The sequence below is a fragment of the Rhizobium brockwellii genome, from assembly GCF_000769405.2.
Taxonomy (GTDB): Bacteria; Pseudomonadota; Alphaproteobacteria; order Rhizobiales; family Rhizobiaceae; genus Rhizobium; species Rhizobium brockwellii.
In genome coordinates this window covers 3,066,096-3,087,125 of record NZ_CP053439.1, presented here as the reverse complement: position 1 = coordinate 3,087,125, position 21,030 = coordinate 3,066,096, and the positions used below count along the sequence as shown (strand labels likewise).

General features: G+C 61.3%; 21 protein-coding genes. 8 read left to right on the top strand and 13 right to left on the bottom strand.

The genetic code is table 11. From position 1 onward, the window contains the following. Positions 1-4: 4 nt before the first annotated feature. The 3 genes from RLCC275e_RS15425 to RLCC275e_RS15415 are packed head-to-tail and all read right to left on the bottom strand — an operon-like array spanning position 5 to position 4,351. The gene (locus RLCC275e_RS15425) at positions 5-1,147 is read right to left on the bottom strand and encodes a PQQ-dependent sugar dehydrogenase (RefSeq protein ID WP_033180195.1); all 1,143 of its coding nucleotides are present in this window, start codon (positions 1,145-1,147) and stop codon (positions 5-7) included. A 59-nt stretch (positions 1,148-1,206) separates the two neighbouring features. Then, positions 1,207-1,980 (bottom strand): class GN sortase, encoded by a 774-nt coding sequence (locus tag RLCC275e_RS15420; RefSeq protein ID WP_033180196.1) that lies wholly within the window; start codon positions 1,978-1,980, stop codon positions 1,207-1,209. Further along, a complete protein-coding gene (locus tag RLCC275e_RS15415) occupies positions 1,970-4,351 on the bottom strand; it encodes a marine proteobacterial sortase target protein (protein ID WP_033180197.1) in 2,382 nt (793 codons plus the stop codon). The genes RLCC275e_RS15420 and RLCC275e_RS15415 overlap by 11 nt, the downstream gene beginning before the upstream one ends. A 384-nt stretch (positions 4,352-4,735) precedes the next feature. Here RLCC275e_RS15415 and RLCC275e_RS15410 point away from each other — a divergent pair, with 384 nt between their 5' ends. From RLCC275e_RS15410 to RLCC275e_RS15390, 5 genes are all read left to right on the top strand, one after another. Further along, a complete protein-coding gene (locus tag RLCC275e_RS15410; protein WP_033180198.1) occupies positions 4,736-5,938 on the top strand; it encodes a pyridoxal phosphate-dependent aminotransferase in 1,203 nt (400 codons plus the stop codon). 99 nt (positions 5,939-6,037) lie between these two features. Beyond that, positions 6,038-6,298, top strand: a complete 261-nt coding sequence (locus RLCC275e_RS15405) for a type II toxin-antitoxin system Phd/YefM family antitoxin (RefSeq protein WP_011652922.1) — start codon at positions 6,038-6,040, stop codon at positions 6,296-6,298. 4 nt (positions 6,299-6,302) lie between these two features. Beyond that, positions 6,303-6,689, top strand: a complete 387-nt coding sequence (locus tag RLCC275e_RS15400; protein ID WP_033180199.1) for a type II toxin-antitoxin system VapC family toxin — start codon at positions 6,303-6,305, stop codon at positions 6,687-6,689. 180 nt (positions 6,690-6,869) lie between these two features. Continuing rightward, the gene (locus RLCC275e_RS15395; protein ID WP_033180200.1) at positions 6,870-7,775 is read left to right on the top strand and encodes a glycosyltransferase family 8 protein; all 906 of its coding nucleotides are present in this window, start codon (positions 6,870-6,872) and stop codon (positions 7,773-7,775) included. Positions 7,776-7,821: 46 nt separating this feature from the next. Further along, complete coding sequence (locus RLCC275e_RS15390) at positions 7,822-8,691, top strand: hypothetical protein (RefSeq protein ID WP_033180201.1); 870 nt, start codon at positions 7,822-7,824, stop codon at positions 8,689-8,691. Positions 8,692-8,787: 96 nt separating this feature from the next. Here the strand turns inward: RLCC275e_RS15390 and RLCC275e_RS15385 are convergent, their stop codons facing one another. Next, entirely contained in the window at positions 8,788-9,885 is a 1,098-nt protein-coding gene (locus RLCC275e_RS15385; RefSeq protein WP_033180202.1) for a calcium:cation antiporter, read from the bottom strand. A 231-nt stretch (positions 9,886-10,116) separates the two neighbouring features. Here RLCC275e_RS15385 and RLCC275e_RS15380 point away from each other — a divergent pair, with 231 nt between their 5' ends. Next, positions 10,117-10,398 carry a DUF2188 domain-containing protein gene (locus RLCC275e_RS15380; RefSeq protein ID WP_017965291.1) on the top strand — a complete coding sequence of 94 codons (282 nt, stop codon included), beginning with the start codon at positions 10,117-10,119 and terminating at the stop codon, positions 10,396-10,398. 2 nt (positions 10,399-10,400) lie between these two features. Here the strand turns inward: RLCC275e_RS15380 and RLCC275e_RS15375 are convergent, their stop codons facing one another. Then, positions 10,401-10,916 carry a GrpB family protein gene (locus tag RLCC275e_RS15375; protein ID WP_033180667.1) on the bottom strand — a complete coding sequence of 172 codons (516 nt, stop codon included), beginning with the start codon at positions 10,914-10,916 and terminating at the stop codon, positions 10,401-10,403. A gap of 94 nt (positions 10,917-11,010) precedes the next feature. Further along, complete coding sequence (locus RLCC275e_RS15370; RefSeq protein WP_033180203.1) at positions 11,011-11,910, bottom strand: LysR family transcriptional regulator; 900 nt, start codon at positions 11,908-11,910, stop codon at positions 11,011-11,013. A gap of 94 nt (positions 11,911-12,004) precedes the next feature. On the opposite strand from RLCC275e_RS15370, the gene RLCC275e_RS15365 reads away from it, so the two are divergent. After that, positions 12,005-13,027 (top strand): NAD(P)H-binding protein, encoded by a 1,023-nt coding sequence (locus RLCC275e_RS15365; protein ID WP_033180204.1) that lies wholly within the window; start codon positions 12,005-12,007, stop codon positions 13,025-13,027. On the opposite strand, the gene RLCC275e_RS15360 is transcribed toward RLCC275e_RS15365, so the two are convergent. The 6 genes from RLCC275e_RS15360 to trxB all read right to left on the bottom strand — a co-directional run bounded on the left by RLCC275e_RS15360 (position 13,024) and on the right by trxB (position 18,954). Beyond that, on the bottom strand, positions 13,024-13,824 hold the full coding sequence (locus tag RLCC275e_RS15360) for an aminoglycoside phosphotransferase family protein (protein ID WP_033180205.1): 801 nt from the start codon (positions 13,822-13,824) through the stop codon (positions 13,024-13,026). The genes RLCC275e_RS15365 and RLCC275e_RS15360 overlap by 4 nt on opposite strands. Before the next feature lie 71 nt (positions 13,825-13,895). After that, positions 13,896-15,020 carry an alkene reductase gene (locus RLCC275e_RS15355; protein WP_033180206.1) on the bottom strand — a complete coding sequence of 375 codons (1,125 nt, stop codon included), beginning with the start codon at positions 15,018-15,020 and terminating at the stop codon, positions 13,896-13,898. Positions 15,021-15,045: 25 nt separating this feature from the next. After that, positions 15,046-16,212, bottom strand: a complete 1,167-nt coding sequence (locus RLCC275e_RS15350) for an MFS transporter (protein ID WP_033180207.1) — start codon at positions 16,210-16,212, stop codon at positions 15,046-15,048. Position 16,213: 1 nt separating this feature from the next. Beyond that, positions 16,214-16,507 (bottom strand): ArsR/SmtB family transcription factor, encoded by a 294-nt coding sequence (locus RLCC275e_RS15345; RefSeq protein ID WP_033180208.1) that lies wholly within the window; start codon positions 16,505-16,507, stop codon positions 16,214-16,216. Positions 16,508-17,060: 553 nt separating this feature from the next. Beyond that, positions 17,061-17,957 (bottom strand): LysR family transcriptional regulator VtlR, encoded by an 897-nt coding sequence (locus tag RLCC275e_RS15340; protein ID WP_003561253.1) that lies wholly within the window; start codon positions 17,955-17,957, stop codon positions 17,061-17,063. Between the two features lie 22 nt (positions 17,958-17,979). Next, positions 17,980-18,954: a thioredoxin-disulfide reductase gene (gene trxB / locus RLCC275e_RS15335; RefSeq protein WP_029873321.1), complete on the bottom strand. Its 975-nt coding sequence runs from the start codon at positions 18,952-18,954 to the stop codon at positions 17,980-17,982. A 230-nt stretch (positions 18,955-19,184) separates the two neighbouring features. On the opposite strand from trxB, the gene RLCC275e_RS15330 reads away from it, so the two are divergent. Continuing rightward, positions 19,185-19,652, top strand: coding sequence for an Lrp/AsnC family transcriptional regulator (locus tag RLCC275e_RS15330; protein ID WP_003541645.1), 468 nt, complete (start codon positions 19,185-19,187; stop codon positions 19,650-19,652). A gap of 31 nt (positions 19,653-19,683) precedes the next feature. Here RLCC275e_RS15330 and RLCC275e_RS15325 read toward each other — a convergent pair whose 3' ends face one another. Continuing rightward, a complete protein-coding gene (locus tag RLCC275e_RS15325; protein WP_033180209.1) occupies positions 19,684-21,030 on the bottom strand; it encodes a sigma-54-dependent transcriptional regulator in 1,347 nt (448 codons plus the stop codon).

The window sequence follows — 21,030 nt, the reverse complement described above, 5'->3', positions numbered from 1 at the left end:
CGTCTCAGCCGTTACGGGCTTGGGCTCTTGAGATCCTGAGCAGCGCGCCGTCGTCCTCGTCCGTCACCATCAGCAGGGCGCCGTCGGGTGCGACGACAACGTCGCGGATGCGGCCGTATTCACCCTCGAACAGGCGCTCCTCGGCAACGAAGGCGCCACTGTCGTCACGCTGCATGCGCGAGAGCAGCTGGAACTTCAGCGCCGCGACGAGGAAATTGCCGTCCCATTCCGGAAACATGGCACCGCGATAGACGACGAGGGCGCCAGGCGCGATCGAAGGATCCCAATAATGCAGCGGCTGTTGCAGCCCTTCTTTGGCGGTGCCTTCGCCGATCTCGGCACCCGAATAGTCGCGGCCATAGGTGATGATCGGCCAACCGTAATTCTTGCCGGCCTCGGGCTGGTTGATCTCGTCGCCGCCACGCGCGCCGTGTTCGACGGTATAGAGCTTGCCATCCTTGGCGTCGAAGGTGATGCCCTGCGGGTTGCGGTGGCCTTTCGACCAGATTTCCGGCAGCGCCTTGCCCCCATCCTTGAATGGATTGTCGGCAGGGATGCTGCTATCGGCATTGATGTGGATGATCGAGCCGGCATCGTCCTGCCAGTTCTGCGAGCGGTCGCGGTTGCCGCGATCGCCGACGCTGATGAACAGCGAGCCGTCGGGAGCAATCGCGATGCGCGAGCCGTACTGGATATTGCCCGAGGTGAAGCGCCGCATTGTGAAGATAGGCCTCACGGCGTCGAGTGTCTTCTCGTCAGTGGAAAGCGTGGCGCTGAAGGCTTCGGTGCCGGAGCCCTGGCTGTTGGCGATGGCGGCGGTGAAATAGAGTTTGCGAGATGTCGCAAAGTCCGGCGCGAGCGCCACGTCCATCAGGCCGCCCTGGCCATGGGCGCTAACCTTGGGCACGCCGCCGATCGGGCCGGAGACCTTGCCGTCGCGGACGATCCGCATGCGGCCAGGCCGCTCGGTGACGAGATAGGCGCCATCGGGCAAGACCTCGACCGCCCACGGATGTTCGAGACCGTCGGCGAGCTTGTCGACACGGACCGCGAGATCCTGCGTGTTGATGGTGTCGGCCGCATCCGCGGATACGGCGCCGAACAGAACCAGCGCTGCGGCGAAATGGAAGGCGGACATTCTCTTCATCTTGCATCCCCGTCGTCTCTCCAGGCTGAACGTGGAGCGGGCAGGGGAGAGCTTCAACCTCATTCGGTCTGCAATAACGGCTTTGTGTTTACCGGTTGAACCGAGCCCGTCGCCTGGTCGTCGACCAATTCTGCCTCAAGGATGTAGCGCAGCGGCCCGCGTTCGGTGGCATTGAAGGGCCAGCAAGTGGTCAGCACCAGGCGACGGCCATCGGAGGAGGGATCGATGCCGTTGGCATCCCACGGGGCGATGCGGCCCTCGCCGGCCTTAAAGGTCAATAGTTTGCCGTCGCGGCGGGTGACCTCGATCGTATCACCGGGCCTTATATATTGCAGCCAGCGGAAATGCGTGTCGCGATGGGCGGCAATCACGGAGGTGCCTTCCTCGCCCGGCTGTGGCGTGTTGACGAGCCAGGCCGGACCGAAGGCGAGAGCTTCGCCGGAGGCGCCGGAGAGCACGATCGCCTCCTTGCCGAGGCGCGGGGCACGCACCTTGGCCTCCGTGGTGAAATCCGCCCAGGGCCAGGGTTTTGTCTCTTTCCCCTGCAGTTCGGCGGCGAAGGCGCGTTTCAGCAGAACCTGGGAAAGCTCCGCCTTCGCCTTCAGCAGGAAGCCGTCGCCGATCAGCGCCAGGCCATAGAGGGCAAGGCCGGCGATGGCAAAGGCGATCGTCTTTTCGATCGAAGAAAGACGCCAGAGGAAGAACCCCTTCCGCTGGCGAGGCTTCGGCCTGTCATAGGCCGTGGCGGCGGCCATGGCGAGTTCCAGATAGGTTGGAAGCGGCTCGAATTCGGCCGCTTCCTCGTTTTGGCTTGCGGAGAGCCTAGAGACCATTGCGCTTGGCTCCGACCGCGATAATGCGCTTGATCCGCCGCCGCCAGACGGCCAGCCCGCTTGCCGCCGACAGTGCCAGGAGCAGCATGGTAAGCCCGCGGATGATCTGCTCGTCGGCGCGCGTCGCCGTCTGCGGCAGGGTCACGGTCGAACTCTTCTGCGCGATCATGGTGGCCGCCTTGGCGGTTGGGGCTGCGGCCATCATGTTTGCGATCTCAGGCGACGCGACAAGTGCCTGCGTTTCGGCCTGCTCCGGTCCGGCGTTTCCTGCCGGCGTAGCCGAGCCATGGCGCTCCGCGCCGCCAAGAGGGGCAGGGTTTTCGCCGGAGACTTTATCGAAGTCCCAACCATCCGGCAGGTTGAGCGGCAGCTTGGTCGAGCCGAGCGGCTGATCGACCGGGCGAGACGGGGTGACGTCGACGGCGACCAGGCTGGTGACGCGGGAGACGAGGTGATGGGCGAGCGCCACGGTCTCGATATCCTTGTCGAGTGCGGCCGGATCCTGACGCTCATAGGCACGGGCCTCCAAATCGTCGATCTTGCGGCGTGCCCAGAGCTTGGAAATGCCGCTGCCGTCGGCGGCATTGGCGATATCCATCTCGACGCGCCAGGGCTGGTCGCCTGTCTTGCCGATGATCTGCAGCTTGCCGGCGGGCCTCTCCTCAGGCAGCTCCGCGGTCAGCACGACGGGCTCGCCGCTATAGAGGTCCGGCATCGGGTTTGGCGTGATATTCTCGGCTGCGATGCCTTCGAAGGTGGCAGTGATATCGGTCATGGCTGGGTTCTGCAGCTTGGCGAAAAGCTCGCCCATGCGGCTTGCCACCTGGTCGGTCGAGCCGATCGCCGTGAAGGTGCCGCGGCCCATCTCGGCAGCCTTGGTCATGAAATAGGTGTTCGGCGCCGAACCGATGCCGACGGTGAAGACGCGGGCATCGCCGCGGTTTGCGGTGATTTCCTGGAAAAGCTGCTGTTCGTTGCCGATCGCGCCATCCGTCAGGAACACGACCTGGCGCAGCGCTCCGCTTGCGACCGGTCCCTGGTTACGAAGCGCAGCCTGCAAGGCAGGCAGCATTTCCGTGCCGCCGTCGGCTGTCAGGCCTCTGACATAGGCGATCGCCTTTTCGCGATTGTCAGGGGTGGCAGTGACGAGACCCTTGAAGTAATCGGTCATCGTATCGTCGAAACGGATGACGTTGAAGCGGTCGTCGGGGTTCAGCTTGGAGATGGCAAGCGCCAGGCTCTGCCTTGCCTGCTCGATAGACGGGCCGGACATCGAGCCGGAATTATCGATGACGAAGACCACCTCGCGTCTTGCCGGCGGTGCTGCCGCATCCGGGGCCGTGGGCGGGGTGACGAAGGCGAGCAAATAGGTCTTACCATCAATCACCTCGTGGAAGAGGCCGGCGCTCGGCATCTTGCCGGGAGCGGCTTTCCAAGTGAGCTCGAAATCCTTGTCGGCGGGAACGGAGTCTGCCTTCAGGCTGATCGTTCTCGCCTGGTCGCCGTCCTGGCTGATATCGACCGCATGGAAGGAGGATTTGACGTCGCCAAGCGGGAAGCCGGCTTTCAGGTAGACTGTTAGCGCGACTGGATTGATCCTGGCGTTCTCACGCGGATCAAGCACCGGGGCTTCGATCTTGTCGCGGTTTTGCACCGGGTCGCGCGGGGTGGCGAAACCGGCGCCGTTGTTGAACTCGACGGTCTGGACGATCGGCGCCGGATTGTAGCGCGGTGCGACGACCATCGGGAAGCGCAGCGAGAACTCGCCGCCCGACTGGTGGATCATCTGCTGGTATTCGATCTGGACGACGATGGTTTCGCCGGGACCGATATTGGCGACCTGGTTGGTGAAGATGTTCGGCCGCTGCTGTTCGAGCAACGCTGTCTTCTTGCCCTCGGCCTTGGCCTGCTCGTAGATCTCGCGGGCTTCCTGGCGCGGCTTGATCTGGCCTTCGATGAAGCGTTCGCCGATCTGCATTTTCAGCGCGTCGACGGCGGAATTGTCCGGCAGCGGGAAGACGTAGGTGCCTTCGACCCAACCCTGGCTCGGATTCTGGAAGCGCTGCGTCACCTTCACCCTGGCGATCGGGCCGGAGACATCGATTGCGACATCACTCTTCAGCCGCGGCGCTTCGACATAGAAGCCAGGCTCCTTCGACGGAAAGAGCAGCGAGCCGCTATTGACGTCGTTCGGCCGGACAAGCGCTGCGAGCTGTGCGGATGCCTGCGGCGTCTGCCCGGCGCGGGCGGCGGAGGCAAGCGCCAGCATCGCGGCGATGCAGGCTGCAAAGGCGGTGACGGCAACAAGGACTGAAACGGAAATTCGGCGCGCACGAATGCGCCCTATGATAAACTCATCTTCCAGAAACATTGGCATACCCTCAATAACCAATTTCGGATGCCGGATGATGCGGCTTCGATCTCGGCGCGCTCGCGACCGAATTGCGGCGTGGCGCGGCATTTGTTGCGGCTTATTCGTGGCAATGGCCGAATTCGGCGATGCCACTGATTTCAGGGGATAAATCCGGATGACTTCAGAGATTGATTCAAGATCTGCGCATGGCGTTTCGACCGCGTGACGCAAGTCTCTCTGAAGGGGGCGGCAGGCCGGGCAGGTGGCGCGGCGAACCGATCAATAAGAATCATGCCACCATGACGCCTTTCCGCTTGAAATGCCGTCATACATTGGACATAGAGCTAACCGCAGAACTCCGGTCCCGGCTTTCTGCCCGTTTCAACCATTAGGACCGTTATCATGGCTTTCCTTGCCGATGCTCTTTCCCGTGTGAAGCCTTCAGCCACCATCGCCGTCTCCCAGAAAGCGCGCGAGCTGAAAGCAAAAGGACGTGACGTCATCGGCCTCGGCGCGGGTGAACCGGATTTCGATACGCCCGATAATATCAAGACGGCTGCCATCGACGCGATCAACCGCGGCGAAACGAAGTATACCCCGGTTTCCGGCATTCCCGAGCTGCGCAAGGCGATCGCCGCCAAGTTCAAGCGCGAGAACGGCCTCAACTATTCCTGGGAGCAGACGATCGTCGGCACCGGCGGCAAGCAGATTCTTTTCAACGCCTTCATGGCAACGCTGAACCCCGGCGACGAAGTCGTCATCCCAGCGCCTTACTGGGTTTCCTATCCTGAGATGGTGGCGCTGTGCGGCGGCACGCCGGTTTTCGTTTCGGCCACCCAGGAGCATAACTTCAAGCTCCAGGCGGCCGATCTCGAAAAGGTGATCACGCCGAAGACCAAGTGGTTCATCTTCAACTCGCCGTCCAACCCGACGGGGGCGGCCTATACGCAGGACGAGCTGAAGGCGCTGACGGATGTGCTGATGAAGCATCCTCAGGTCTGGGTGCTGACCGACGACATGTACGAGCACCTGACCTATGGCGACTTCAAGTTCGTCACGCCCGTGGAGGTCGAGCCGAAGCTCTACGACCGCACGCTGACGATGAACGGCGTCTCCAAGGCCTATGCGATGACCGGCTGGCGTATCGGCTATGCGGCCGGCCCGATCCAGCTCATCAAGGCCATGGACATGATCCAGGGTCAGCAGACCTCGGGTGCGACGTCGATCGCCCAGTGGGCGGCTGTCGAAGCGCTGAACGGCACGCAGGACTTCATCCCCCAGAACAAGAAGATCTTCGAAGGCCGTCGCGATCTCGTCGTTTCGATGCTGAATCAGGCCAAGGGTATTGTCTGCCCGGTGCCGGAAGGCGCCTTCTATGTTTATCCGTCCTGCGCCGGGCTGATCGGCAAGACGGCTCCTTCAGGCAAGGTGATCGAGACGGACGAGGATTTCGTTTCCGAGCTTCTGGAAACGGAGGGCGTTGCCGTCGTTCACGGTTCGGCCTTCGGTCTCGGCCCGAACTTCCGCATCTCCTACGCGACTTCGGAAGAGCAGCTCGAGGAAGCTTGCCGCCGCATCCAGCGCTTCTGCGGCGCCTGCAAGTAAGCGGGTTTTCAAAAACACCGATCGAAGGCCTGCCGGTGACGGCGGGCTTTTTTTGTGGCGGCGTTGACGATGTGGCTGCATGTGGCTACATTTAGCTGCATGAAGACCGTTTCGATCCGCGATGCGAAGAACCGCCTGACCGAGCTGGCCCGCGAGGTTGAGGAAGGCGAGACCATTGTCGTGACGCGAAACGGCCGGCCGGTGTTCGATCTCGTGCCGCATCAAAAACGCGGTGGTTTGAACTTGGAGGCTGGCGAAGCCTATCTTCGTTCCAAGGGTATCACCAGGACAGAGATGTATATAGCCGACGACTTCGACGATCCTTTGCCGGAGGATTTTCTTCTCAAGCCGCTGCCGTGATCATATGCGTGTGCTACTCGACACGCATATGATCATCGCAATCGTTCAACGAAAGCTGACGGACCGTTTTCCTGATGTCCAACGTGTGCTTTTGCACGCTGCGACCGAAGGTTTCGTCAGCGTCGCGAGCCTTTGGGAAATCGCGATAAAGACACGACTTGGCAAGTTGCAGCCTGGACTCGCCCTGGACGTTATTCCAGCCTACCTGCAGGGCACGGGGCTGACGATCCTGCCCATCGATATCGCACACGTCATCATGGCCGCCGACCCGGAACCGGAGACGCGTGATCCCTTCGATCGCCTGCTGCTTGCGCAATGCAAGGTCGAGGGGCTGCAGCTTGCGACAGTCGACCGGCTGCTCGTTGATCATCCATTGGCGCTGCGGCTCTAAGTTCACGTTCCGACAATATGCTCCTCATCTGAATCCGCTTCGCCTCGCAAGTCGTTGAAATCCGATTCAAAACGTGACGCAGAGTGACGGTCTGGCGGGTGATCTGCGGTTGCGGGTTGGCATCAAACCAACTAGATATCCGGCATCAAGTTTAAGTTGCCGCTTCGGGAGGCCGGGATTTTGCAGCAGAGTGCCGTGATCGTCTGTTCGGATGTCAACATGCTGCCTGCCGCCTGCTGCACCCTGCTTTCCGTCAAGCGCAATCTCTCAGGCCCTGCCGTGGAGTTCCTGCTTCTCGGCATCGACCTCAAGCCGAACGAGATCGCCGAGGTGGGAAATTTCGCGCGGCTGCATGACATGGCGATCAGGGTGCTGCCCTACAATACGCCGGATACGGCGCTGCAGGCGCGGGGCCGCTGGTCAGGCGCGACATTGGCACGCCTCTACATGGATCTGCATATACCCGATCATATCGAGCGCCTGCTCTATCTCGACGCCGATGTGCTTGCGGTTGCGCCGGTCGACGACCTCTTCGCCATGGATTTGCAGGGCAAGGCGCTTGCCGCCATAGACGATTATGTCATGGCCTTTCCCCAGAAGGCCGGTGCACGGCAGCGGAAGATCGGCATGGGCGAGGGCGGCCGCTATTTCAATGCGGGCGTGCTGCTGTTCGACTGGTCGGCCTGTCGGTCGAGGGGGCTTTTTGCCAGGACACGGGAGATCTTCGAGGAGCGGTCGCATCTTTTCGAGAATAACGACCAGGATGCGCTGAACGTTACTTTCGATGGCGACTGGCTGGTGCTCGATCCGCGCTGGAACACGCAGACCGGCCTGCTGCCTTTCGTCGGCCGGCCGGCGATCATCCATTTCACCGGCCGCAAAAAGCCGTGGCAGGCGACTGTGCCGTGGGTGCATCGGCGGATGGCCAAGCACTATATCGAGGATCTCAGCAATACACCGTGGGCCTCTTTCTGCAGGCAGCCGTCGATGACGGGTCGGGTTGCGGGTTTCCTCTCGCATTTGGGAAAGCGCATCGGCGGGCTGACGCGGCTGGCACGAACGCGCGCCTATTTCAGCAACAGCTAGAAGGCGGTCAGAGCGCATCGTCCTTGGAAAGTGCATGTGAGCCGGTATGGAAGCAATCTCCAGTGATACGCAGAGTGCCGCCGCCGCAGATGGCGGCTTCAACGTCCTGACGCCGGAGGCGTGGAAGGCGCTGCTGTCACCCTATTCCCACATCGTGCTGGTGGCAAACAGCGAAGCAGTCGATTTCGGACGGCTGCGAGGCGAATTGCCGGGGACGGCGCTCTACGTCTTCTTCAACAATGTTTATAAGGTGCTCGACGAACCCTTCGCCGGCCATGCGGTGCTGATTGCCCGCAGCGGTGTGATGGGCGCCAATATCGTCCACCGGCGCGAGGTGGTGGATGTCCTGCGTTTCTTTGCAGGCGACGATTTTCTGGGCGTCATCAACATTCGCGTCTCGCCGGAGGAGAACTTCAGTGACGAGAGCGGCTTCAAAGGCGCCAGAACCCGTCATCTCGATCTAACGCAAATGCTCGGCGATCTCTATCCGACCGACAAGATCGCGACGAGCGGCTTTGCGATGGCGCTTTGGCTCGCCGAGTTGCAACTGCCGGGCAAGATCCTGCTTGCCGGATTCTCGGCCAAGAGGAGCGAGAAGTGGAAGGTCTTCGACGTGCACGACTGGACGTTCGAGCAGATCTTCCTGCGTCTCTTTGCCAGGATGGGCACGATCTCAATGATGGGCGGCGTGGACGTCAGCCCCTATGCGGCAATTGCCAGACGGTTCCCACAGGTGCCGCCGATCGAGATCGCGATGACGGCGGCCGAAGTTCTGTCGGAACGGCTCCACAATGCGAACGGCCAGATCGACAGGCTGATGTCCGTCACCAAATCGATCCGCGCCATCGAGGGTTTCTTCCGGCGCTTCAAGCCGAAAACCCGCAAGCAGCGTTTCCTTGAAAAGTCGAAGGAATGACCGTCGAAAGCTCTCCCCAGAAGGTGGGCTGTCAGGCCGCTCTGTGAGTTGACGCTACGTGCGCGGATGCCTGCTACTGTCGGAGAGACGCAGCCTTCAAAGCCCAAGTGCCGTCAGCATGACGAAGGTGGCGAAGAGGATGAAATGCGTCATGCCCTCGATGGCGTTGGTCTCGCCGTCGTTGAGGTTGATCGCCGCGGCAATCAGCGTGATCGCCACCATCACCGTCTGCACCGGCGTCATCGCCATGATGAAGGGCTGGCCGGTATAGAGCGCGATCGCCTCCATGACGGGCACCGTCAGGATGACCGTCGACAGCGAGGCGCCCATGGCGATGTTGACCGTCGCCTGCATGCGGTTCCTGAGTGCCGCCCTTAATGCGGTGAGGATCTCGGGCGCGGCCGAAATTGCCGCGACGACCACGGCGGTCACGGCGATCGGGGCGCCGCTGTCGCGCAGGCCTTCGGTCATGAAGGCCGCCATGAATTCCGCCAGCAAGCCGATGATGACGACGCCGACCAGAATGGTGGCGATCGAGATCGCCGCCGACTCGTCGGGGCCATGCTCGTCCGGACTTTCCTTCTTGCGTTCGGACCGCGGGTAGCTGTAGCTGAAGAAATAGCTGTGCTGGCCAACCTGCATGCGCAGGAAGAGGCCGTAGAGCGCGATCATCGCGACGATGGTGAAGGCGGAATAATAGTGCCATTTGTCGCTGGGCACGAATTCCGGCACGATCATCGAAATGCCCATGGCGGTGAGGATCATCACGCCGTAGGTCTTGCCGGAATTGTCGTTATAGGGCTGTTCGCCGTGCTTGAGGCCGCCGAGTAGGGCGGCCAGGCCGAGAATGCCGTTGATATCAAGCATCAGGGCCGAGTAGATCGTGTCGCGCACCAGCGTCGGCGAACTCTCCCCGCCCATCATGATGGCGAGGATGATGACTTCGACGGCTACAGCCGAGAGCGTCAGGATCATCGTGCCGTAGGGATCGCCAACCTTGACGGCGAGCAGTTCGGCGTGATGGGCAACACGGATCGAGGCGAGCACGATGGTGCCGACCAGGGCGACGGCGGCAATCAGCGCGACGCCGCGCCCCATCCCGATCACTGCGTGTTCCAAGAGATAGGCGAGCACTGCAACGGCAAGTGCGGCGACCAGAAACTTTTCCTCTTTAAAGCGTGACGCGATCCCCAAGCCTCAGCTCCTATTCCGATTCATGCGTTTTATCTAAGTCGCTGATTTCGCGTATCAAGCAAGCCCCGGTGGAGTGCCATTTGCAGTCTTCGGCGTTTAATGGAATACTGAACGTTATCGGGGCCGGAAAGCAGATCGCGGCGTCCTCGAATTCTCGTCAAGCGGCCGCGATGATCCGGATCCTGTCCGGAAGCGTGCGAATGCGCAACAAGAAGATGAGGAGACGGATGCATGATCAAGGTGGTCTACGAAGTCGTGCCGCATGACGGCGGCTGGGCCTACAGGCTGGGAGGTGTCTATTCCGAGGCATTCCCGACCCATGCCGAGGCGCTCGAAGCTGCGCGCATAGTCGCGGCCGAACAGCAGGTCGGCGGCGATTCCGCCGAGATCAGTTGGCAGGACGAGAACGGCAAATGGCATGAGGAATATGCCGAGGGCGGCGACCGGCCGGAAACCGAAGTGGTGGACGGCCTGTGGAAGGACCGTACGGCCGAAGCCTCGCAAGGCATTTGAAGCTAAGCATCGCCCGTCAATGCCCACGCGACGATCGCATCGACGAATTCGCGCTTATGCGCAGTGTAGCGGTCGCCGTCCATCCTGAATTCGGCTGCCAGCCTGCGTTTGAGCGCGGCATAATCGGCCGCCGCTTGCGGATGCGCGATGAGATAATCCCGGAAAGCCAGCCTGTTTCGATGCGTGCCGTTACCTTCAGGGCAAAGATAGACCCGTTCCGCCGGCGCTGAACCTTTCGATAGAAACGCCCAGACCTCGTCGTCATAGCGGTTGCCGCGTGGCTCGTAGCCTTCTGCCAGGAGCACGCGTGTGGCGCCCTCGATATGCCCGAGGCCGGGAAGAACGATGTCGATATCGATAAGCGGCTTGGCTGTCATGCCCGGTATGGACGTGCTGCCGATGTGATCGATGGAGAGCGCCTGCGGCAGCAAGGCCAGCAGCCTGTCGCGGATGCGCTGGAAGGCTTGCGGCCATTGCGGATCGTGAGGCACGAGTTCAACCGGGCTGTGCGTTATCATTTCCATCCCGCTGGGGTGCTCGACGCGTTAAGGAGGCTCTATCGCTTCGAAATTTGCGCATGATTCTTTCCGAAAATCGATTCTGATCTCGCGATTATGCGCTGGTCGAATATCGGTGATAGTCCTGAAGCCCCCTGACCAATACATCAAAGGTGGCGCGGCAGCGCGGCGAAGACTTCAGGCTCTCGTGCATCGCCACCCACGTGCCGAGCGGTATGCTGAAGGCTTTAGGCAGGATGTGAACAAGGTCGGGATTTTCACGCGCGAGCCCTGTCTGGCAGATGCCGATGCCAACGCCAGCACGGATCGCCGAAAGTTGGGCGAGGTTGCTGTCGGAGCGGAAGACGAACTCGATGCCAGGCACCGCATAACGTTTCATCACCATGCGGACATAGGCCGTCTGCCGGTCGAAGCCGATGAGCCGGTGGTTTGCGAGGTCAGCCAGGGTCTGCGGAATGCCGTATCGTTCGAGATAGCGGCGATGGGCGTGAAAGCCGAGCGGGATATCGCCGATGCGGCGCACGACGAGCGCACCCTGCTGTGGCTCGGCCATGCGCACGGCGATATCGGCCGCGCGGTTCACCAGGTCCTCGATCGTATCGGAAGCCGAGAGCTCGATTTGAAGTTCCGGATAAATCTCCTGCAGCGGTCCGAGAATCCCGGGCAGCACTTCGACGGCGATGACCTCGCTGGCGCTGATCCTGACCGTTCCCGCCACGTGATCGCGCTGGCCGGATGCGGTGCGCAAAAGGGCGGCGGTGGTTGCCGCCAGCGTTTCGGCATAGGGCTTCAGTGCCAATGCGGCGTCGGTCGGCAGCAGCCCGTTCGGTGAGCGGGTGAAGAGTTCGGCGCCGATTGCCAGTTCCAGAGCATCGACATGGCGGCCTATGGTCGGTTGAGTCAACCCCAGTTCGCGGGCGGCGGCCGAAAGCGACCCCTGCTGGAGCACGGTCAGGAAACTGCGGTAGAAATCCCAACTCGGTTCGACATTCATATATTTATGTATAGCTGATGCATTTATTTCGTCAATTTCGTTTACGCCATTCTGGTGGCATGATCCTCTCATCCGATCGAAGGAGATGATTGTCATGAACAGCGAAATGAATAGGACGGCCCTCGTTCTCGGCGCCACCGGCGGTATCGGCGGCGCGGTTGCCCGCAAGCTGCTTGCGCGCGGCTGGCGCATCCGGGCGCTGAACCGCGGCGCAGCCAAGGCGTCGAGCAGCGAGCCGGCTTTCGAATGGGTGCAGGGCGATGCGATGAATGCCGGTGACGTCCTGAGGGCGGCTGAAGGCGTCGGCCTGATCGTCCATGCCGTCAATCCTCCCGGTTATCGCGACTGGGAAACGCTGGTGCTGCCGATGCTCGACAATACCATCGCCGCTGCTCGCGCCGTCGGCGTGCGCATCGTGCTGCCGGGCAACGTCTATAATTTTGGTCCCGATGCCCTGTCGGCGCCGACGGAAGAAAGCCCGCAGAATCCGGTGACGAAGAAAGGGGCGATCCGCGTCGAAATGGAGAAGCGGCTGAAGGCCGCGTCGCAGTCCGGCGCCGGCGCCATCATCGTCAGGGCAGGGGATTTCTTCGGTCCAGGCACGACGGCCAATAGCTGGTTTTCGTCCGGTCTCGTGACCCCAGGCAAGCCGGTCGGTACGATCAGGAACCCGGCACGGCGCGGCATCGGTCATCAATGGGCTTACCTGCCAGACATGGCAGAAACCATTGCCCAACTCGTCGAGCGGGCCGACCGGCTGCCGGCTTTCGCCGTCTATCACATGGAGGGCTTCTGGGATGCGGACGGCATGCAGATGGCCGAAGCGATCAAGCGCGTCGTCGGCGGTAAGGCGAAGATCGGCAACTTCCCCTGGTGGATCGTGCCACTTGCCGCTCCTTTCGTTCCTGTGATGCGGGAGATCAAGGAAATGCGCTATCTCTGGAAGGTGCCGGTGCGGATGCGGAATACCAGGCTTACGGCCGAACTCGGCAGGGAACCGCAGACGCCGATCGACGAGGCGGTCAGGGCTTCGCTCGTGGCGCTTGGCTGCCTGCCCGAACCGCACCGTCAAGCCGCAGCCGCCCTTATCGGGCATCCGTCGCAGAACGCCGGTTAGCTCTCGAGTTCGGCCAGCGCGATCCGGGCGACCGTCAGGGCCGTTTCTGCCTGCTGAATATTCGGATCACCGAGGAACCAGGCGGCGGAAAGACCGGAATAGGCGGCGATCCATTGCAGCAGCCGCTTCGGCTCCAGTTTCGCCTCTGCTGAGACGATGGCGAGCTGGCGGCGTAAACGGGCGGTATCGGTGATGACAGGCAGTTCCTCGTTGGCGAAGATATTGGCGAAATCGAAGCCGCGCTCGCCATGGAGCCGCTTCGGATCGATTGCCAGCCAGCCGCGTGCCTCGAAATCGAGGATATTGTCGTGGTGGATGTCGCCGTGGAGGATGGTGACATCACGCTGATCGGCAAGGAGGGCGTTGGCGATCGCCGAGCAATCGGCAAGCGTGCCGCCATGCTTGCCTGCTGCCGGCTCCAGATCGCGGAACCAGCGAGTAAGGGGGATGGGATCGGGAAGCTGTTTTTTGCGCGGCGCATGCAGCCGTGCCGCCGTCGCGCAGAGGATGCGACTTGCCTCATCGTCCTCGCCGTTCATCGCCATGGCAAGCAGCGAGCGTTTTCCCGTCGCCCTTTCGAGCAGCACGGCATCGCCCTCCTGGGCATAGACATAGGCTGCGCCGTCACCGTCCCACCATTGCATCAGAAGCGCGCCGTATCGTTCGTCGATATCGGCCGCCACTTTCAGCATGGCAGGCCTGTCCTGCCAGAGGACCGGCAGGAGGCGGCTGGAGTGGGTGATGATAGGCTCGCCGTCTGCTATCAGCGACCAGCGATTAAGATAGGGAGCAAACATGGCGGCACCCTACAAAAACACGTCGAAGATGGAAATCCCGCCTTTCGGCGGGATTCGCGTTCGCGTGAAGGTCAGGCAACCTTTTCGAGAATGGGATAGTCGATATAGCCCTTGCCGGTGCCGCCATAGAAGGTCGACTGGTCGGGCGTGTTGAGCGGTAGGTTGTGTTCCAGGCGCTCGACGAGATCGGGATTGGCGATGAAAGGCTTGCCGAAGGCGACGAGATCGGCGCGGCCGCTTTCGACGGCGTCGATCGCCAGATCGCGATCGTAGCCGTTGTTGACCATCCAGTCGGCCTTGCCGCCGGCCTTTTCATAAGTCTGGCACAGCGCCTTGTAATCGAAGGAGGGATTGTCGCCCTGCTTGTAGTCGCGGTCGCCGCCGGTCTGGCCTTCGATGACATGGATATAGGCGAGGTCGTATTTCGCCAGTCCTTCGACGACATTTGCGAAGGTCGCCTGCGGATTGGAATCGTAGCTTTCGCCGGACGGTGTCACCGGCGAGATGCGGATCGCCGTGCGGCTGGCGCCAATTTCCTTGACCACGGCATCGACGACTTCGAAGGTCAGACGGGTGCGGTTTTCGATCGAACCGCCATATGCATCCGTACGGTCATTGACGCCGTCGCGGATGAACTGGTCGAGCAGGTAACCGTTGGCGCCGTGGATCTCGACACCGTCGAAGCCGGCGTCGATCGCCGCCCGGGCAGCCTTGCGGTAATCCTCGATGATGCCGGGGATTTCGGCGGTTTCGAGCGCGCGTGGTTCGGAAGTGTCAGCAAAGCTGCCGGTGCCGTCGGCATTGACCAGATAGGTCTTGGCCTTGGCGACGCGGTTGGTCGATGAAACCGGCTTGCCGTCGTTCGGCTGCAACGTCGTGTGCGAGATGCGGCCGACATGCCACATCTGGACGACGATCTTGCCGCCGGCTGCGTGAACGGCGTCGGTCACGCGCTTCCAGCCGTCGAGAGCCTCTTTGCTGTAGAGACCAGGCACGTTAGCATAACCCTGGCCCTGATGGGTGATCGCGGTTGCTTCGGTGATGATCAGGCCTGATGTGGCGCGCTGGCGGTAATATTCGACGTTGAGGTCGTTGGGGATCGCGCCCGGCGAGCGGTTACGGGTGAGTGGCGCCATGACGATGCGGTTCTTGACGGATATGTCGCCGACTTTCGTGGGTTCGAAAAGCTTGGCCATGATGGTCCTTTCTTTTGCGGGAGGATCACTCGGCAGGGGCGAGGGCGGCCCGCCCCCTGGCGGAGAGATAGGTGAGTGCCGTGGCGCCGAGGCCGATCATGGCCATCAAGGCCGCGGCGAGCGGAACGCGGGTCAGATCGAAACCGGCGTCGATGACCAGGCCGCCCACCCAGGCGCCGAGCGCATTGCCGGTGTTGAAGGCGCCGATATTGATTGTTGAAACCAGGTTCGGGGCATCTTTGCCGAAGCCGACGACGCCGACCTGAAGTGCCGGCACGGCGGCAAAGCTTGCCATCGCCCAAAGGAAGAGGGTGATTTCAGCCGAGATGAAGAAGCGGCTCGTATAGCTGAAGGCGATCGAGGTGATGGCGATTGCGGCGAAGACGCCGGCAAGCGTCGCGCCGAGCCGCCAGTCGGCAAGCTTGCCGCCGACGAGGTTGCCGATGGTCAGCCCGAGGCCGATCAGGAACAGCGTCCAGGTGACGCCTTCCGGCGAAACGCCGGTGACGTCGCGCAGCAGCGGCGCGATATAGGTGAAGAGGGCGAACATAGAGGCGGCGAAGAAGACGGTGGTGGAGAGTGCCAGCCACAGACCGACATTCCTGAGTGCTGCGATCTCGCGCAGGATGCTGCCGTTTTCTTGCTGCTTGTCCCTGGGCAGGATGGCGATCAGGCCGAGAATGGTGAAGATACCGATGACGGTGACGACGCCGAAGGTGGCGCGCCAGCCATATGCCTGGCCTATCGCGGTGCCGAGCGGCACGCCGAGAACATTGGCGAGCGTCAGGCCAGTGAACATCAGCGCGACGGCGCGGGCTTTGCGGTCTTCGGCGACGAGGCCGGCGGCGACCACCGATCCGATACCGAAGAAGGCGCCGTGGCAGAGTGCTGTCACGACACGGGCGATCATCAGCACCCAGTAGTCGCTCGCCAGAGCGCACAGCAGGTTGCCGGCGATGAAGAAGGCCATCAGCGCAATCAGGGCGGTACGGCGCTTCAACTTCGCAGTCGAAATCGCCATCACAGGGGCGCCGATCGCGACCGCCAGGGCATAGCCGGTCACCAGCCATCCGGCCTGCGGAATGCTGACCGAGAGATCGGCGGCGACCTCCGGCAACAGACCCATGATGACGAATTCGGTGGTGCCTATCGCAAATGAGCTCAAGGCAAGAACGAGGAGGGCGAGGGGCATTCTAAAGATCCTGCGTCAGTTGCTTGAGGAAGGCGGCGATGGTTTCTTCGTTGCGCTTATAAAAGATCCACTGGCCGACGCGTTTGGTGGTGACGAGGCCGGCGCGATGCAGCGTGCCGAGATGGGCCGAGACCGTCGACTGCGACAGGCCGCAGCGCTCGAACTGGCTGGCGCAGACGCCCATTTCGAAAGGATGCTCCTGCGAGGGGAAATGCTCCTCGGGATTTTTCAGCCAGTTGAGAATGTCCATCCGGGCGGGATGGGCGAGCGCCTTGATAATTTCGTCTTTGTCCATCGTCGTTCGCCGAACTATAAATCGTGTCTGACCGATATATCGATCGTCAGGCTTCGATATGCAAATCACGGAGGCGTGAGGCTGCGGTGTTTGGTTAGTGCGCAAATTTTGGGCAAAAAAAGAGGGCCACCGGAAGACCAGGGCCCTTGTAATTGTGAAGGTCAAAAACCTCCAGAGGGGAACAGCTAATGCGGTGGTACTGGGAGAGAAACCACAAGATGCATCAGCTGAGGTAAATATGGTGCTTCCTTGAGCAGGTTTCAATGCTTTTTTGTGCATGTCTGCTATGCGCCGCACAATTTTTTTGCGATGCGGCATTTATCGAGGAAGTAAGGGCAAAAAAAGAGGGCCACTGGAAAACCAGGGCCCTTATAAGTGTGAAGGTCAAAAACCTCCAGAGGGGAACAGCTAATGCGGTGGAACTGGGAGGAAAAGCCACCATGTGCATCAGCTATGTGCGATATGGTGGTTTAATGGGCAAACGGCAACCCTCATTTGTGCATGCCAGTCATGCACGTTCTGCATAGTCGGCAATTCATCAATAAAACCAGGTTTAAAAGTTCCAGTTTCTGGCCTTGCTGACGATGAAATCGCGGAAGGCTTTCAGCTTGGCGGCGTTCTTTATCTCGTCGGGATAGCAGAAATAGGTGTCGAAGGAGGGTACGTCGGCATTGATCGCCAGCTGAATCAGGCCTGGGTCGCGGCCGACGATGTAATCCGGCAGGCAGGCGACGCCGATGCCGAGCAGGGCGGCGCGCTTGATCGAGGTCTGGCTGTTGATCTGCAGATGCGGAATACGCTTGTTGTCGGATGAGCGGCCGGCGACCTCAAGCCAGTTGACATCGAGCAGGTAACTCGGCGCCGGCTCACCGAAAGTGATGATGCGGTGATTGTCGAGATCCTCGACCTTCTGCGGTTCGCCGTGGCGGTTGATGTAGGACGGGGCCGCATAGACATGCATGTGCACGGTGAAGAGCTTGCGCTGGATGAGGTCGGACTGTTGCGGCTGGCGCAGGCGGATCGCGCAGTCGGCATGACGCATGTTCACATCCACTTCCTCATTGTCGAGGATCAGCTGGATCTGCACATCGGGATAAAGCTGCAGGAATTCCTGGATCTTGTCGGTCAGCCAGCCCTGGCCGAGACCGACCGTCGTGGTGACGCGCAGTTTGCCAGACGGGGTTTCCGTCGTTTCGGTAAGCTGCATCTTCACGGTTTCGAGCTTCAGCAGCACGTCATGGGCGGTGCGGTAAAGCAGCTCGCCCTGTTCCGTCAGAATCAGGCCGCGCGCATGGCGGTGAAACAGCTTGGTGCCGACATCGTGCTCCAGCGCGCTGACCTGGCGGCTGATGGCGGATTGGGACAGATGCAGTTTATCCGCCGCATGCGTGAACGAACCCGCCTCGGCAGCTGCGTGAAAAATACGCAGCTTGTCCCAATCCAATGGCATTCCCCCACCCCTCATGCCGATCTTACTCCGCGGCCACGGCGACGGGCATGTGGCCCGTCAGATATCGCTCGGCTTCAAGCGCTGCCATGCACCCCAGGCCGGCGGCAGTGATCGCCTGGCGGAACGTGTCATCCGTCACGTCGCCCGCGGCATAGACGCCGTCCAGGCTGGTTGCAGTCGAATCCGGCGCGGTCCAGAGATAACCATTGTCCTTCAGCTTCAGCTTGTCTTTGAAGAGCTCGGTTGCCGGCGCATGGCCGATGGCGACGAAGACGCCATCGATCACCATGTCGGTGATCGTGCCGGTTCTGACGTCGCGCAGGCGCGCGCCGGATACGGATTGCGGCATCGGCGGCTTGGCCGGAGTGCCTGTTATCTCGGCCACTTCGGTATTCCAGAGGACCTTGACATTGTCCTTGGAGAAAAGGCGCTCCTGCAGGATCTTCTCGGCTCGGAAGAAGTCGCGGCGGTGCACTAATGTGACCGACTTGGCGATGTTGGAGAGATAGAGCGCCTCTTCGACGGCGCTGTTGCCGCCGCCAACCACGATCACATCCTTGTTGCGATAGAAGAAACCGTCGCAGGTGGCGCAGGCCGAAACGCCGAAGCCCTGGAAATGCTGCTCGCTCTCGATGCCGAGCCACTTGGCCTTGGCGCCGGTGGCGATGATCAGCGTATCGGCGGTCCAGACCTGGCCGCTGTCGGTGCGGGCGACGAAAGGACGCTGATTCATGTCGACTTCGGTCACGAGGTCGTTGACGATCTCGGCGCCGACATGTTTTGCCTGCTGCAGCATCTGTTCCATCAACCAGGGACCCTGGATTGGATCGGCAAAGCCCGGATAGTTCTCGACATCGGTGGTGATCATCAACTGGCCGCCCTGTTCGAGACCGGCGATCAAAACCGGTTTCAGCATGGCGCGCGCGGCATAGACCGCGGCGGTATAGCCCGCAGGTCCGGAACCGATGATGAGCACCTTCGTATGGCGGGCGGGCATGTCATTTCCTTTCGACTGGCAGGAGGGCGGCGGCTAAATAGCGATTGCGGCCGTTTCGCGTCCCTGCGCCATTTATGAACGTCCAATGCTTTTATTCAAGGGCAGCCTTGCGTTACCAACAAGGCAAATCGCCCGGATGTGCAAGAATCCGTTAGCGGCGTGAAACTTTCTTGCGTATTCCGCGGCTTTATATAGAAGCTCCCCGCGGAGAATTAAAGAAAGGCAATGATGTGGGTCGTGCGGAACTCGACGTCATCGACATAAAGATCCTCCGGGAGCTGCAGGCCGACGGCCGCATGACCAATGTGGAGCTTGCCGATCGCGTCGGCATCTCGGCGCCGCCTTGCCTGCGCCGGGTGCGCAAGCTCGAGGAAGCCGGTATCATCGAGGGCTACCACGCGATGCTAAACAGCCCGAAGCTTGGCTTCGACCTCGTCGCTTTCTGCATGGTCGGCCTCAAGCACCAGTCGGAGGGAAATCTCAAAGCCTTCGCCGCTGCCACCGCCGAATGGCCGCTGGTGCGCCAGGCCTGGATGGTTTCCGGCGACAGCGATTTCCTGCTGCATTGCGTGGCGGAGAATCTCACCCGCTTCCAGGATTTCGTTATCGAGGTGCTGACGGCGAACGAACATGTCGATACCGTGCGCACCATGCTGACGATCCGGCAGGTGAAGAAGCTGGGACTGGTGGAAGTCTAAAGCCACTCGGCAGATAGACCGTCATCGCCAACTACTTGCGCGAGATATAGCCGCCCCGGTTGATGCCGTGGCGCTGAAGTTTGTCATAAAACGTCTTTCTCGGAATGCCGAGCGCCTCGATGGTGCGGCGGACGTCGCCGTCATTGGCCGACAGCGCGTCGCGAATGATCTCCGCCTCGTAGCGTTCCAGCCGTTCGGGAAGCGTCGCATCCGTTGGCTGCGGAGGGACCGCTGCCGCTCCGCAGCCTTCCACCCCAAGCACCACGCGTTCGGCATAATGCGAGAGCTCGCGGACATTGCCCGGCCATGTGTGCGAGGCGAGATGCCGCCGCACGTCGGGTGAAAGCGGCGGGACATCGCGACGGAAGCGCTCCGCGGCGCGAGCGGCGAAGTGGGAAAACAGCAGCGGAATATCGTCGCGACGTTCTCTCAGCGGCGGAATGGAGATCGTCACGACATTCAGCCTGTAATAGAGATCCTCGCGAAAATCGCCGCGCACCGAGGGATCCCCGAGGTCGATCTTCGCAGCCGCGACGACGCGAAGATCGACGGGGCGCACCTCATTGGTGCCGAGCGGCGTGATCTCTCGCATCTCCAGTACCCTCAGCATCTTCACCTGCGTGGCGGCCGGCATGCTTTCGATTTCGTCGAGGAAAAGCGTGCCGCCGCTTGCGTGTTCGATGCGGCCCGTGCGGCGCTTCTGAGCGCCGGTAAAGGCGCCGGCCTCGTGGCCGAACAGCTCACTTTCGATGACGGTTTCGGGCAGGGCGCCACAGTTCAGCGCCACGAAATTGCCCTTCCGACGGTGGCTCCATTGATGCAGGATCTGGGCAACCACTTCCTTGCCGCTGCCCGTTTCGCCGGCGACGAGCACATCCACATCGGTATCGGCGATGTGCCGAAGGATGTTTCTGAGGTTTTCCATGACAGGCGTCTGGCCGATCAGCGGCAAATTCTCCTGCGCATCTTCGGCTGCCTTCCGCAGCATGCGGTTTTCCAGAACAAGCCGCCGCTTCTCGCTTGCGCGACGCACGCTCTGCACGAGCCGATCGGCTGCGAAGGGCTTGGCGATGAAATCATAGGCGCCGTCCTGGATCGCCTGAACGGCCATGGGAATATCGCCGTGGCCGGTCATAAGGATCACCGGTAGGTCGACATCCATGCCTTGCAGCGTGGCGAAGAGCTGCAGTCCGTCGATCTCCGGCATGCGGATATCGGTGACGACGGGGCCGGCAAAGTCCGCCGGCAGATCCGCCAGCGCGGCTTTCGCACCATCATAGGCGGAAACGGAGAATCCGGCGAGTTCGAGCGTCTGCGCGGTGGCGCGGCGCAGATCTTTGTCGTCGTCGATCAGCGCAACGGGCATAAGTGTGTCCAT

Bases quoted from the DNA above. Each gene is read 5' to 3' on its own strand.
- RLCC275e_RS15350 (WP_033180207.1), bottom strand. From the start codon at position 16,212: ATGCCCCTCGCCCTCCTCGTTCTTGCCTTGAGCTCATTTGCGATAGGC.
- RLCC275e_RS15405 (WP_011652922.1), top strand. From the start codon at position 6,038: ATGAAGACCGTTTCGATCCGCGATGCGAAGAACCGCCTGACCGAGCTG.
- RLCC275e_RS15375 (WP_033180667.1), bottom strand. From the start codon at position 10,916: ATGATAACGCACAGCCCGGTTGAACTCGTGCCTCACGATCCGCAATGG.
- RLCC275e_RS15345 (WP_033180208.1), bottom strand. From the start codon at position 16,507: ATGGACAAAGACGAAATTATCAAGGCGCTCGCCCATCCCGCCCGGATG.
- RLCC275e_RS15410 (WP_033180198.1), top strand. From the start codon at position 4,736: ATGGCTTTCCTTGCCGATGCTCTTTCCCGTGTGAAGCCTTCAGCCACC.
- RLCC275e_RS15355 (WP_033180206.1), bottom strand. From the start codon at position 15,020: ATGGCCAAGCTTTTCGAACCCACGAAAGTCGGCGACATATCCGTCAAG.
- RLCC275e_RS15360 (WP_033180205.1), bottom strand. From the start codon at position 13,824: ATGTTTGCTCCCTATCTTAATCGCTGGTCGCTGATAGCAGACGGCGAG.
- RLCC275e_RS15425 (WP_033180195.1), bottom strand. From the start codon at position 1,147: ATGAAGAGAATGTCCGCCTTCCATTTCGCCGCAGCGCTGGTTCTGTTC.
- RLCC275e_RS15340 (WP_003561253.1), bottom strand. From the start codon at position 17,957: ATGCCATTGGATTGGGACAAGCTGCGTATTTTTCACGCAGCTGCCGAG.
- trxB (WP_029873321.1), bottom strand. From the start codon at position 18,954: ATGCCCGCCCGCCATACGAAGGTGCTCATCATCGGTTCCGGACCTGCG.
- RLCC275e_RS15400 (WP_033180199.1), top strand. From the start codon at position 6,303: ATGCGTGTGCTACTCGACACGCATATGATCATCGCAATCGTTCAACGA.
- RLCC275e_RS15370 (WP_033180203.1), bottom strand. From the start codon at position 11,910: ATGAATGTCGAACCGAGTTGGGATTTCTACCGCAGTTTCCTGACCGTG.
- RLCC275e_RS15365 (WP_033180204.1), top strand. From the start codon at position 12,005: ATGAACAGCGAAATGAATAGGACGGCCCTCGTTCTCGGCGCCACCGGC.
- RLCC275e_RS15420 (WP_033180196.1), bottom strand. From the start codon at position 1,980: ATGGTCTCTAGGCTCTCCGCAAGCCAAAACGAGGAAGCGGCCGAATTC.
- RLCC275e_RS15325 (WP_033180209.1), bottom strand. From the start codon at position 21,030: ATGGACACACTTATGCCCGTTGCGCTGATCGACGACGACAAAGATCTG.
- RLCC275e_RS15380 (WP_017965291.1), top strand. From the start codon at position 10,117: ATGATCAAGGTGGTCTACGAAGTCGTGCCGCATGACGGCGGCTGGGCC.
- RLCC275e_RS15415 (WP_033180197.1), bottom strand. From the start codon at position 4,351: ATGTTTCTGGAAGATGAGTTTATCATAGGGCGCATTCGTGCGCGCCGA.
- RLCC275e_RS15390 (WP_033180201.1), top strand. From the start codon at position 7,822: ATGGAAGCAATCTCCAGTGATACGCAGAGTGCCGCCGCCGCAGATGGC.